Origin of the sequence: Allobosea psychrotolerans (assembly GCF_002917105.1) — a bacterium.
Classification (GTDB): Bacteria; Pseudomonadota; Alphaproteobacteria; order Rhizobiales; family Beijerinckiaceae; genus Allobosea; species Allobosea psychrotolerans.
Genome location: NZ_PQFZ01000011.1, coordinates 85,660 through 98,471 on the forward strand (window position 1 = coordinate 85,660; position 12,812 = coordinate 98,471).

A 12,812-nucleotide genomic window follows, 5' to 3' on the forward strand; every position below is an offset into this window, starting at 1 on the left:
TCTCGCGAGAGGAATTTCGCAATGCGTCTCGGCGCTCACCTTCGTCTCCTGGTCACCGGCCTGCTGCTGACCTTCGCTGTCGCGCTGGCGGTCCCGGCTTTCGCGCAGCAGGTCAACCCGACCGCGGACTCGGTCAAGGAGCAGCAATTCCTCGACGCCCTGAAGGCCGACCCTTCGGCCGAGCTCAAGGGCCGCATCACCATTCCCGACGGCAAGGCCGCCACGCTGGAGCGGCCCGCCGGGCGCGATTGGCGCGCCTTCCATCAGGGCACCATGGTCAAGGTCGGTGCCGTCGCGGTGCTCGGCATGCTGCTTCTGCTGGCGGTGTTCTACCTGGTGCGGGGCCGCATCCGGCTCGAGTCCGGCCTGTCGGGCCGCACGCTGACGCGCTTCAACGCCTTCGAGCGCTTCATGCACTGGCTGACGGCCGCGTGCTTTATCGTGCTGGCGCTGTCAGGGCTCAACGTCACCTTCGGCAAACTGCTGCTGCTGCCATTGGTCGGGCCGCAGACCTTCACCAATATCTCGGTCGTGGCGAAATGGGCTCATAACTATCTCGCCTGGCCGTTCATGCTCGGCATCGCGCTGATGTTCGTCGTCTGGATCAAGGACAACATCCCCGGCATGGTCGATCTCCGTTGGCTCGCCGCCGGCGGCGGCATCGTCGGCAAGGGGCACCCGCCGGCCAAGCGCTTCAATGGCGGCCAGAAGATCATGTTCTGGACGGTGGTGGTTGGCGGCACGGCGCTCTCGCTGTCTGGCCTCAACCTGCTGTTCCCGTTCTTCTCCGGCGGCGTGCTGGCCATGCAGTTCTGGAACGTGGTGCACGGCATCGTCGCCGTGCTGATGGTCGCCGCGATCATGGCGCATATCTATATCGGCACGATCGGCATGGAGGGTGCCTTCGACGCGATGGGTTCCGGCGAGGTCGATCTCAACTGGGCCAAGGCGCACCATTCGCTCTGGGTCGCCGAGGAGATGCGGAAAGGCCATGTTCCGGGCGCCCCGGCGCTGCAGCCGGCGGAGTGAGCCCGTTCTCGCCAAGCCTGGCCTGGCCAAGCCTGTCCTGGCCAAGACTGTCCTGGCCAAGACTGTCCTGGCCAAGACGGATTGCTTGACCGCGAGAGGCAATCTGAAAGATGACAGCCGGGCGCTTTCGCGCCCGGTTTTTCTTTGGAGACCGGCTTTTGTTTGGAGACATGGCCTTCGATGCGCGTGATCGGTCTGGCGGGATGGAGCGGAGCGGGCAAGACGACGCTGCTGACGCGATTGATCCCGGAACTCGGCCGTCGCGGCGTCGGCGTCTCGACGCTCAAGCACGCCCATCATGCCTTTGATCTCGACACGCCCGGCAAGGATTCCTACGCGCATCGCCAGGCCGGCGCGCGCGAGGTCTTGATCTCCTCGGAGCGACGCTGGGCGCTGATGCGGGAGTTGCGCGGCGAGCCGGAGGCGAAGCTCGGCGAATTGCTCGGGCGGCTGTCGCCGGTCGATCTCGTCATCATCGAGGGCTTCAAGCGCGACCCGCACGCCAAGATCGAGATCTATCGCGTGGCCAACGGCAAGCCGCCCTTGCATCCCGACGATCCAAGCATCGTGGCAGTTGCGAGCGACAGCGCTTTTCCCGAAGCGGGCCGTCCGGTGGTTGCTCTCGACGACATTGCGGCAGTTGCCGATATCGCATTGGCGGCGGCCGAGCCGCTCGCTGCCGTGCTGGCGCGGCGACAGGGGTAAGGGTGAGGACGTCATGGCCCAGCTCAGCAAGGACGAGGAAGCCTTCGGCGCATTGATGAGCGTGGAGCAGGCGGCCGAGCGCGCCGGCTCGCTGGTCGCGCCATTGGCCGGGGCGCAGACTATCGCGCTTGCCGAGGCCGATGGCCGCGTCCTGGCGCAGGATGTCGTGGCGAGGCTTGACCTGCCGCCTTTCGCCAATTCCGCTGTCGATGGCTATGCGGTGCGCTTCGCCGATCTGGCTGCCGCTGGCGAGAGCCGCCTGCGCCTGTCGGGCCGGGTCGCTGCGGGGGCGGATGCGTCCCGCACCGCGACGGCGGGCGTCGCGGTGCGGGTCTTTACCGGCGCGCCGATGCCACCGGGCGCCGATACCGTCTTCATGCAGGAGGATGTCGGGCTCGACGACGGCTTCGTCAGGCTGCCGGCCGGGCTGAAGATCGGCGCGAATGCCCGCCCGGCGGGAGAGGATATCGCGTGTGGCGAAACCGCCCTGAAGGCCGGCCAGCGCCTGCGGCCGCAGGATCTCGCGCTCCTGGCGGCCCTTGGACTGATCGAAGTGAGCATTCATCGCCGGCCGCGTGTCGCGATCTTTTCGACCGGCGACGAGCTGACCGAGCCGGGCGAAGTGCTCGCGCCCGCTGCGATCTACGACGCCAATCGCAGCCTGCTGCGCGCGATGGTCGCTCGCGCCGGAGCCGAGGTCGTCGATCTCGGCATCCTGCGCGACGAGCCCATCAGCCTGGCGCGGCGCCTCTCCGAGGCCACCGCGTCCTGCGATCTCATCCTCACCTCGGGGGGCGTCTCGACCGGCGAGGAGGATCACGTCAAGGCGGCGGTCGAGCGCGCCGGCTCGCTGGCGTTCTGGCGCATCGGCATCAAGCCCGGCCGGCCCGTCGCGATGGGGCTCGTCGGGACCACCCCCTTCATCGGCTTGCCCGGCAATCCTGTTGCGGTCTTCGTCACCTTCGCCTTCGTCGCGCGGCCGCTGCTCGCGCGGCTTGCCGGCGCCCATTACGTCGCACCGACGCCGCTGCCGGTGCGGCTCGGCTTTCCCTACGCCAAGAAAGCGGGCCGGCGCGAATATGTCCGGGTTTCGCTGACGCCTGCGCCTGACGGCGTCATGGTCGCGCGCAAGCACCCGCAGGACGGGGCCGGCGTCCTGACCTCATTGACCCGCACCGACGGGCTGGTCGAACTCGCCGAGGATCTGACGCGGATCGAAGAGGGGGCGACCGCGCCCTTCTTCGCCTATGGCCTGCTGATCGGCTAGAGCCTTGCGCGAAAAAGTGGGGACCGGTTCTTCGCTGGAGCAATGCTCTAAACTTTTAGAGTCGATCACGTGAGGGACTGCACGTCTCCGCGCTTGAAAAGCCTGCTTCAGCGCTCAATCCTTGCGGAAGACGACGCTGGACAACCAGCCGAAGAACAGCGCCAACGCAACGGTCGCGAGGCCGTAGAGCAGGGAATGTTCATAGGCGCCGGTGGCGAGGCGCTGCTCGATGCCGGATTTGACCACTTCGAAATTGGTCGATTGGCGGGCCAGCGGCACGCCGCCGGCATAGAGCACGATGTCGATCTCGTAGGAGCCGGTCGGAGCCGTGGCCGGCACCGGGATCGGCGCGCTGAACAGCGTGTTGGAGAGGAAGGTCACGCCGCGCGCCTCCTGGGAATAGAGCCCCTTCTCCTCGAGGATGCGGATCATGCCCGTCTTGAAGCGCGCGGTCGTGCGGCCGAAATCGAGCCCCGAACCGGGGAGGCTCTGGGCGTTCTCGAGGCCGATGCGCTCACGCCGCGCGGTTTCCTCGCTCATGATCTCGTTGATCGGCCGGTTGCTCGCCACCGCCAGGAAGATCGAGTTGTCGGGAAAGCGCCGCTGGGTGCGGTTGATCCAGATCGGCCCGAGCCGCTCCTTCTCGCGCACCAGGAGCATGCGCCGCGGGCCGCGCACGGTGACGATGATGTCGTAGGGATCGCCGCGCGCGGCGGTGCGCCCGTCGCGCTCGACCAGCCCGAAGACCGTGAGCTGGTCGCCGGTGTAGTTGGAGTTGATCTGGATCTGATGGCTCGACATGGCCGCGATCAATGTCTCGGCGTGCGCCGAGGCGGCCGTGAGCGCGGCCAGTGTCGCCAGCAGCAGGATTGCACGGGAGCGTCTCATCGGATGCCCTCCGTCACGATCACGGAGAAGGGCTCGGTCGGCGCGATGAACAATTCGATGGCGAAGCGCAGGCCGACGGAGAGGATCAGGAGCGCCAGCAGCAGGCGGAAGGATTCGACATTGAGGTTGCGCGCCGCCCGCCCGCCGAACTGCGCGCCGATGACGCCGCCCAGCAGCAGGAAAATCGCCAGGATCAGGTCGACCGACTGGTTGGTCAGCGCGTGCAGGATGGTCGCGCCGGTCATCGTCACCAGGATCTGGAACAGCGAGGTGCCGACGACGACGGCGGTCGGGATGCGGAAGAAATAGATCAGCGCGGGCACCAGGATGAAGCCGCCGCCTACGCCCAGCACCGCGCCGATGAAGCCGATCACGACCGCAAGCAGTGCTATCGGGATCACGCTGGCATAGAGCTGGGAGCGGTAGAAGCGCATCCGCAGCGGCAGGCCCATCCACCAGGGATGCGTCCCGGCCCGCCGCCGCAACCGCGCCGGCCTGCCCGCCCGCACGCGCCACATCGCCCGCAGGGCGTCGTAGAGCATCAGGCCGCCGATGATCGTGAACAGGGTCACATAGGACAGGGTGATGACGAGCTCGAGCTGGCCGAGCCTGCGCATCAGGTTGAAGAACAGCACGCCGAGCACTGTGCCCAATATGCCGCCGGCGACGAGCACGCCGCCGAGCTTGAAGTCGAGCGCGCGCCTGCGCCAATAGGTCAGGACGCCGGTGGTCGAGGAGCCGGCGACCTGCGCTGCGACGGTCGCGACCGCGACGGCGGGCGGAATGTCGAGGAAGATCAGGAGCGGCGTCAGCAGGAAGCCGCCGCCGACGCCGAACAGGCCGGAAATGAAGCCGACCGCGCCGCTGAGGCCCAGCACCATCAGGATGCTGATCGGGAGTTCGGCGATCGGAAGGTAGATCTGCACCCTTGGTCCTCGCGTCCCGGCGCGCTCTTGCTGAAGCCCGGCGCCGGATCGTCCCAGATTGCACCAATCGGGTTAGACAAATCCTTATCGTTGCGAAAAAGGGAGTTTTGTCCCGGCCGGTGACTGGAGGCCTCGTCCTGTCATGGCGCTCCAACGCGTCGAAACCGTGACATTGAACGCGAAAACAGGCGCTTTCGCGCCTGTGATGTCGTCGGTTCAGCCGTGCGCCGGCTTGGCGGGCTTCTTGGTGGTCGCGCTCGGCGCCTCGTCCCAGCCCTTGGAGGGTGGGGTCACGTCGTTGGCGGCGGCTTCGAGCGCCTTCGGCTTCCAGCTCTCGGCGGCGGCCTTGGCGGTGGCGAGATCGCCGGGGCTCAGGCGCTGGGCGACCTCGTCGCGCTTGCGGCTGGCATCCTCGTCGCCCTGGGCGGCGGCGATGGCGAACCAGAGATAGGATTGGCCGAGATCGGTCGGTGCACCGAGGCCGCGCCCGAGCAGGATGGCGAGATTGTACTGGCTGTCGCGCACGCCGAGTTCCGCGGCCTTGCGGAACCATTCCGTCGCGGTGGCGTAGTCGGGCTTGCCGGCGGCGCCTTCGGCATGCAGCACGGCGAGGTTGTGCATCGCCTTGGCGTTGCCGCGCTCGGCGGCGCGCGTGTACCAGACCCGCGCCAGCGAGGCGTCGCGCGTGGTGCCGATGCCCTTCTCGAACATATTGCCGAGGCGGAACTGGGCCGGGGCGAGCCCGGCCACGGCGGCGCGCTCGAACAGGCGCAGCGCCAACTTGGGGTCGCGGCCGGGGCCCGGGCCGTCTGCCGCGCGGCTGGCGACCTCATAGACCGCACGTGCATCGCCCGCGAGCGCGGCCTTGCGCAGGCCCACGCTGCCGAGCCCCGTCGGGAGGTCGTCGATGCCCGTGACCGTCAGGACGGCGGTCTGGGCGGGAGGCGCGGAAGCGGTCGCAAGCGGTTCCGCAGCCGGAGCCGTTTCCGGAATGGTGATGGCGGCCTGGGCAGGGCTCACGAAGGAGGGCGCCGTGCTGATCGTCGGAGCAGGCACGGGCGGGAGGGCGGAGGTCTGGTCCTTGGCGGGCGTCGGCGTCGCCGGGACGGGAGTCGTCGGCGCCGCGGGAATGTCGACCGCCTCGGCGCTGACCGGCTTCGCCGTACCGCCGCCGCCTTGCAGCGCGCCGGTCACGACATGGGCGGTGCCCATGGCGAGTACGATCGCGGCGAGGCCAAGCAGAAGCGGCTTGCGGCGCTTCTCCATGATCTCCTTCAGGCGGCCACTGCCCTTGGTGGGCTCGCTCGTCGCGGCTGGCGCCGTGGTGGCGGCTTCGGTCGCGGCCTTGGCGGAGCGCCTTGCCGCGGCGATCAGGCTCTGGCGGACCGATTGCGCGTCATGCGGCGCGGTGGCGGTGCTGACGCGCGGCCGGCCCGAGCCGGGCTCCAGCGGCAGGTCGAGCGAGGCTGCGATCGGCGAGGATGCCTCGGGCTGGCCCGCGCGCGGGCGCTCGGCGACGATGCGGTCGCCCTCGGCGATGCTGACGCTTGCGGCCGGCTCGGGCGTACGGGCGGCGGATTGCGCTTGTTCGGCATGGCGGGGCGGCATCACCGGGCGCGGGGCCGGGCCTTGCCGCTCGGCGGCAAGCTCGGCTTCGATGCTGGCGAGCCGCGAGATTACGGTTTCAAGCGTCTGGTGGACGGCGCCGATCGCGTCCTGCGTCTCGCGCCCGGAGGAGACATGGGTGTCGCGCAGGCCCGAGAGCAGGTTGCTGATCTCGGCGATGCCGCTGGCCGGCCCGCCCTTGGTCCCCATATCGGCCATGGCGGCGCGCGCCGCGCGCTCGGCGGCGGCGGTGGTGTCCTGCCGCAGCGTCTGCAGATGGACGACGAGGTCCTGCAATGTCCGCTCGATGCCGGTCTCGGCGGAGCGGGTCGCCGCGGCGGCGTCGAGCCGCTGGGCGAGGCCGGAGATCTGCTGCTCCAGCGCATCGAAGGCATCGGTTTCCGCGCCGGGGCGGCCAGCCTCGTCGATCTTCTCGGCGAGGCCGCGCAGCATGTCCTCGATCGGGCGCAGATCGACGCGGGCGACTTGCGGGCCTTTGCCCTCGCTGATGATCTGGGACAGGTTGCTCGCCGCAGCCAGGCTCTCGATGCGGCCGGCCAGGGCCTCGATCTGCCGTGTCACGGCGACCGGGCCCTGCTCGGCCAGGGTCTCGATGCTCTCCTGCAGGGCGTCGATGCGGCTCTCGAGCTGGCCGGGCTGTCTGCCGGCCATGTCCTCGAGCCGGATAACCAGTGCCTCGATGCGATCGGACAGGACGTGCGAGACACCGCGTCCCGAGGCGTCCATTTCGCTGAGCCGCGCCGCGAGCAGCTCTGCCTGGGCGTTGATCACCTCGGGCCGCATCGCCGGCAAGGTCTCGATCTTGTCGGCCAGATTCTCGATCTGCCGCGACAGCGAGGTCAGCTGCGTGGGGTCGGCCTGCCGATCATGGGCGCGGTCGGACAGGATGGCGTCGCGCACATCCTCGATGGCCTGCGAGAGACCGCGGATCTCGCGCCCGTCCGGCTGCGCTTCGCGCAATTGCGCCAGTTCCGTGGACAGCGACGAGATCTGCCGCGAAAGGGCGTCCATGCGGGGGTCGGCGGCCGGCGCCCGCACCATGTCGCGCAATTCGGCGATATCGCGCAGGACAGGGGCAATGACGTTGCGGTCGCCGCCGCGCGCGACGAGCGCGTCGACCTTGGCTGCGAGATGGGCGATTTCGAGCTCGAAGCGCTGATAGCTCTCGGCCGAACGTTCCTGCGACAGGCGCGAGACGTCCGACTCGATCCGCGCCAGCGGCTTCATGATCGGGTCAAGGCGCTCCTGCTTGTCGAGCTTGTCGAGCCGTGCGCCGAGATCGGCCAGCATCGCTTCGATCGGGTTGCCCTGGATCGGGGCTGACGCAGGCGCCGGGCGCTGGTCCGGTGTGGTCCTCATGCGCTGAAGCGGCGCCTCCGCCTCCGGTGAGGCGGGCACGATCCGGTTGCTCAGCTCGCGCAGATCCTGACGCAAGGCCGCGATCCGGCTTTCCGGGACCGAGTGGCGCGCCGGCTGGGCTTGTCCGTCGACGTCGAGGGCCCGCTGGCGGGTGCGGATGTCGTTCACGGCTTCGGCCAGGCCGTCGCGGCTGAAGGCCAGGCGCGGGGCAGGCATTGCCTTGGGCTGGGCTTGGGCTTGGGCCTGCTGCGCTTCGCCGGCCCTGCGTTCCATCTCGACGAGGCGCTCGCCCATGGTCTTGATCGCATCGGCGATGACGCTGGTCGCGCGCTCCTGGCGCTCGGCGGCGGCGCGCTCGCTGGAGGTGATGCGGCTTTCGGTCTTCTCGATCCAGCGGGTGATCGAGTCGAGCGCACCGGCCGTCTTGGCGCTGGATTCGCGGGTCAGGCGCTCGACGGCGGCCGCCTGATTGATCACGGCGTCGATCTCGCCGCGCGAGAGCTCGCTGGTGCCCTGCTGGGCGACGCTGGCGGCCGCGCGCGGCGAGGTGTCCATTTGCCCCTGGGACAGCTTGGCGAGACGTTCCGAAAGCGCTGCGATGTCGAGCTGCTCGGGGGCGGCCTGCTCTGGCTCTGCCTCGGCGGCCTCTTCGCGAATCTTGTTGTCGAGCCATTCGCCAAGCGTCATGCCGGCGCGGCGGGCTGCGGCTTTCGCTGCATCGCGGGTGCGCGGATCAACGCCCTTGACGCTCCAGGGCAAGCTAGTGGCCATGTTGTCGCTCGCCTACGGGGCTCGTCCTCATCGGAAAGGCGCGGGCCCCTGACACCGCTGCTTTCCTTGCGAATGTGGCGATCCGTGAAGATTACGTTGCTGCTGACGGGACGCCGATCCGCAGAGCAGACTTTTGGCGACCGTGGTAAACAGTCAGTTAAGATTGTGGGGTCGGGAGTTAATTTTTTACGAACGGGCGCTGAGGCCGGTCCGGGCAGGGCGCGTATAACCGTAACTTACCTGACGGAAGCGTCACATTACCTGACGCAAGGGGAAGCAGCCGGCTACCTGTCGGCGAACGGATGATCGCCGCCTGCATGGTCGGCGTTCCCGAGACCCAACCCGCAAGGAATGCACCCTTATGTCGCGCCCAAGCTTCGCTTTGGCGGCTGCTTCGACTCATGAAGGCCGCTCGTCCAACCCCGCCGCCACCGAGACCGAATCCGCCGGTGGCTTTACCATCAGCGATCTCGCCCGCGATTTCGATGTGACCTTGCGCACGCTGCGCTTCTATGAGTCGCGCGGCCTGCTCGCCCCAGCCCGCTCCGGCATGACCCGGATCTATTCGAGCCGCGACCGCGCTCGCCTGGCCCTGATCCTGAAGGGCAAGCAGCTCGGCTTCACCCTGGTCGAGATCCGCGCGATGCTCGCCAATGAAGAGAAGAAGGGCGAGGCAGCCGAGGATTCGGCATCGGTCGGTGGCCTGCAGCTCAGCCATGAGCAGGTCACGGAGCAGCTCGAATTGCTGCGCAGCCAGCGCAAGGAGATCGAGGAAGCGATCGCCGAGCTGGAAGCGACGCAGGCTCGCTTCCGCAAGGCCTGAGCGTCGTCGATCAGGATACGCGGCGTCTTTGCAGGGCTGCATGCGAGAAGTGGGGGCCGATTTTTCGCAGCAGCCAGCCTTCAGGGAATTCCGTCTCTCCGCAAGAAGCCTCGGGCAGCCGCCCGGGGCTTTTCGCTGTCTGGCGGTTGTTGCACGCCAGGCGGAAGGGTGGTCCGATTGCGCATGAGGCAGTTGCCTCTTTTCCGGACTCGCCTTGCCAAGCTTGTCCAAATAGTTTATATGTGAACTATTCTGATGTGGCCCCGCAACGATCTGGCGGGCCGGCGTCGCGACGAGAGGGAGGATGAACATGCCGGTCTACAAGGCACCCGTCGAAGACACGCTTTTCCTGCTGAACGACGTCTTCAATATCGAGCGCTACAACAACCTGCCGGGCTTTGCCGACGCCACGCCCGATGTCGTCGAGGCCGTGCTGGCGGAAGGCGCGAAGGTCTGCGAGGAGATCCTCCAGCCATTGAACCACTCGGGCGACCAGGAAGGCTGCACGCGCAACGCCGACGGCTCCGTGACGACGCCCAAGGGCTTCAAGGCGGCTTATGAGGCCTATGCCGGCGCCGGCTGGATCGGCCTTGCCATGGACCCCGAATATGGCGGCCAGGGCCTGCCCTACACGCTGGGTGCCGTCATGAACGAGTTCGCCTCCTCGGCGAACATGGCTTTCGCGATGTATCCCGGCCTGACCATGGGCGCGATCGCCGCGCTCTACGTCCATGGCTCGGACGAGCAGAAGCGCACCTATCTGCCGAAAATGATCGAGGGCGAGTGGTCGGGCACCATGAACCTGACCGAGCCGCATTGCGGCACCGATCTCGGCCTGATCAAGACCAAGGCCGTGCCCAATGGCGACGGCTCCTATGCCATCAACGGCACCAAGATCTTCATCTCGGCCGGCGAGCAGGACATCACGCGCAACATCATCCATCTCGTGCTCGCCCGCATCGAGGGCGCCCCGGCCGGCGTGAAGGGCATCTCGCTCTTCGTCGTGCCGCGTAACACGATCGGCGAGGATGGCTCCGTCGGCGAGAACAACCGCGTCTCCTGCGGCTCGATCGAGCACAAGATGGGCATTCACGGCAATTCGACCTGCGTCATGAACTATGACGGGGCGAAGGGCTGGCTCATCGGCACCGAGAACAAGGGCCTCAATGCCATGTTCGTGATGATGAACGAGGCGCGCCTCGGCGTCGCGATCCAGGGGCTGGCGCAGTCGGAGGTCGCCTATCAGAACGCCGTCGTCTACGCCCGGGACCGCATCCAGGGTCGCGCGCTGACCGGCGCGACGAGCCCCGACAAGGCTGCCGATCCGATCATCGTGCATCCCGATGTGCGCCGCACCCTGATGTCGATCAAGGCCTTCAACGAAGCCGCCCGCGCCTTCGTGATCTGGAACGCGATCAAGTCCGATATCTCCCATCGCTCCAGCGATGCCGCCGAGCGCCAGGCGGCCGATGACCAGCTCGGCCTGATGACGCCGGTGCTCAAGGGCGTGCTGACCGATATCGGCTTCGACAATGCGGTTAAGGCGCAGCAGATGTTCGGCGGTCATGGCTACATCGCCGAGACGGGCGTCGAGCAATTCGTCCGCGATGCCCGCATCGCCATGATCTATGAGGGCGCCAATGGTGTGCAGGCGATGGATCTCGTCGGCCGCAAGCTCGGCCGCGATGGCGGCCGCGCCATCATGGCCTTCTTCAATGAGGTCGCAGGCTTCCTGAAGGACAATGCCGAGGATGAAGGGCTGAAGCCTCTGCTCGGGCCGCTCCAGCTCTCGCTCGGCCATCTCCAGCAGGCGACGATGTGGTTCATGAACAACGCCCTCGCCAAGCCCGACAATGCCGGTGCCGGCGCGACCGACTATATGCATCTGCTCGGCCTCGTCTCGCTCGGCTATATGTGGGCGAAGATGGCCAAGGTCGCGCAGGACAAGCTCAAGGCAGGCGCCAATGGCGCGACCGAGCGCATGAACACCAAGCTGGTGACGGCGCGCTTCTTCATGGAACGCAGCCTGCCGGAGACGGCGGCGCATCTGGCCCGGATCACCGCCGGCGCCGATTCGACGATGGCGCTGAGCGCCGAGCAGTTTTGAAGGGCAATAGGCAGTCGGCGGTAGACAGTCGGACCCACTGAAACCCGACTGCCTACTGCCTATTGCCGACTGCCCGAACAACAAGAACCCGGGAGGCCCTTGATGGCTGATGCATTCATCTACGACCACGTCCGCACGCCGCGCGGCAAGGGCAAGGCCGACGGCTCGCTGCACGAGGTCACCGCGATCGAGCTCGGCACGCAGACGCTGCGCGCGATCAAGCAGCGCAACAACCTCGACACCAGGCTGGTCGAGGACGTCGTCTTCGGCTGCGTCGATCCCGTCGGCGAGGCCGGCGCCGACATCGCGCGCACCGTCGCGCTCAAGGCGGGCTACGGCAAGGAAGTGCCGGGCGTGCAGATCAACCGCTTCTGCGCCTCCGGGCTGGATGCGGTGAACCTCGCCGCCGCGCAGGTGATGTCGGGCCAGAAGGAGATGGCGATCGGTGGCGGCGTCGAGAGCATGTCGCGCGTCGGCATGGGCGCCTCCGGCTTCGGCATCGCGGTCGATCCCAGCGTCGCGATCGACACCTATTTCATGCCGCAGGGCGTCTCGGCCGATCTGATCGCGACGAAATACGGCTTCTCGCGCGATGATGTCGATGCCTTTGCGGTGCGCTCGCACAAGCGCGCCGCCGCTGCCTGGGAGGCCGGGCGTTTCAAGAATTCGGTGATCCCGGTCAAGGACGTCAACGGCCTGATCCTGCTCGATCGCGACGAGACCATCCGCCCCAACACCGACATGCAGACGCTGGCTGGCTTGAAAGCCTCCTTCGTCCAGATGGGCGAGATGGGCGGGTTCGATGCGGTCGCGACCGCGGCGCATCCCGATGTCGAATTCGTCAACCACGTCCACCATGCCGGCAACTCCTCGGGCATCGTCGATGGCGCGGCAGCTGTGCTGGTCGGCTCGAAGAAGGGCGGCAAGGCGGCGGGCCTGAAGCCCCGCGCCCGCATCAAGGCCTTTGCCACTATCGGCTCCGACCTCGCCCTGATGCTGACGGGTCCGGTCGATGTCACCGAGCTCGTGCTGCGCAAGGCCGGCATGACGATCAAGGACATCGACCTGTTCGAGCTGAACGAGGCCTTTTCCTCCGTGGTGCTGCGCTATCAGCAGGCCTTCGACATCGATGACGCAGTCCTCAACGTCAATGGCGGCGCGATCGCGATGGGGCACCCGCTCGGCGCCACCGGCGCGATGATCCTCGGCACTGTGCTCGACGAGCTGGAGCGCACCGACAAGAACACCGCGCTGGTGACCTTGTGCGTGGCGGCCGGCATGGGCGTCGCAACCATCATCGAACGCGTCTGA

The 12,812-nt window shown here is 67.5% G+C and carries 9 protein-coding genes; 6 read left to right on the top strand and 3 right to left on the bottom strand.

What is annotated here, in order from left to right; translation table 11 throughout:
• Positions 1-21: 21 nt before the first annotated feature.
• The 3 genes from CYD53_RS18470 (at position 22) to CYD53_RS18480 (ending at position 3,001) form a co-directional block, all read left to right on the top strand.
• A complete protein-coding gene (locus tag CYD53_RS18470; protein ID WP_103719551.1) occupies positions 22-1,029 on the top strand; it encodes a formate dehydrogenase subunit gamma in 1,008 nt (335 codons plus the stop codon).
• Positions 1,030-1,209: 180 nt separating this feature from the next.
• Positions 1,210-1,734 carry a molybdopterin-guanine dinucleotide biosynthesis protein B gene (mobB, locus tag CYD53_RS18475; RefSeq protein WP_103719552.1) on the top strand — a complete coding sequence of 175 codons (525 nt, stop codon included), beginning with the start codon at positions 1,210-1,212 and terminating at the stop codon, positions 1,732-1,734.
• Positions 1,735-1,747: 13 nt separating this feature from the next.
• Positions 1,748-3,001: a molybdopterin molybdotransferase MoeA gene (locus CYD53_RS18480; RefSeq protein ID WP_103719553.1), complete on the top strand. Its 1,254-nt coding sequence runs from the start codon at positions 1,748-1,750 to the stop codon at positions 2,999-3,001.
• A gap of 114 nt (positions 3,002-3,115) precedes the next feature.
• Here the strand turns inward: CYD53_RS18480 and CYD53_RS18485 are convergent, their stop codons facing one another.
• The 3 genes from CYD53_RS18485 to CYD53_RS18495 form a co-directional block, all read right to left on the bottom strand.
• The gene (locus CYD53_RS18485) at positions 3,116-3,889 is read right to left on the bottom strand and encodes a TIGR02186 family protein (protein ID WP_103719554.1); all 774 of its coding nucleotides are present in this window, start codon (positions 3,887-3,889) and stop codon (positions 3,116-3,118) included.
• Positions 3,886-4,815 carry a sulfite exporter TauE/SafE family protein gene (locus tag CYD53_RS18490; RefSeq protein WP_103719555.1) on the bottom strand — a complete coding sequence of 310 codons (930 nt, stop codon included), beginning with the start codon at positions 4,813-4,815 and terminating at the stop codon, positions 3,886-3,888. Before CYD53_RS18490 ends, CYD53_RS18485 begins: the two co-directional genes overlap by 4 nt.
• A gap of 216 nt (positions 4,816-5,031) precedes the next feature.
• Positions 5,032-8,571: an SEL1-like repeat protein gene (locus tag CYD53_RS18495; RefSeq protein ID WP_103719556.1), complete on the bottom strand. Its 3,540-nt coding sequence runs from the start codon at positions 8,569-8,571 to the stop codon at positions 5,032-5,034.
• Positions 8,572-8,932: 361 nt separating this feature from the next.
• Here CYD53_RS18495 and CYD53_RS18500 point away from each other — a divergent pair, with 361 nt between their 5' ends.
• The 3 genes from CYD53_RS18500 to CYD53_RS18510 all read left to right on the top strand — a co-directional run bounded on the left by CYD53_RS18500 (position 8,933) and on the right by CYD53_RS18510 (position 12,812).
• Positions 8,933-9,394: a MerR family transcriptional regulator gene (locus CYD53_RS18500; protein ID WP_103719557.1), complete on the top strand. Its 462-nt coding sequence runs from the start codon at positions 8,933-8,935 to the stop codon at positions 9,392-9,394.
• 310 nt (positions 9,395-9,704) lie between these two features.
• Positions 9,705-11,501 (top strand): acyl-CoA dehydrogenase C-terminal domain-containing protein, encoded by a 1,797-nt coding sequence (locus tag CYD53_RS18505; RefSeq protein WP_103719653.1) that lies wholly within the window; start codon positions 9,705-9,707, stop codon positions 11,499-11,501.
• A 102-nt stretch (positions 11,502-11,603) separates the two neighbouring features.
• On the top strand, positions 11,604-12,812 hold the full coding sequence (locus CYD53_RS18510; RefSeq protein ID WP_103719558.1) for an acetyl-CoA C-acetyltransferase: 1,209 nt from the start codon (positions 11,604-11,606) through the stop codon (positions 12,810-12,812).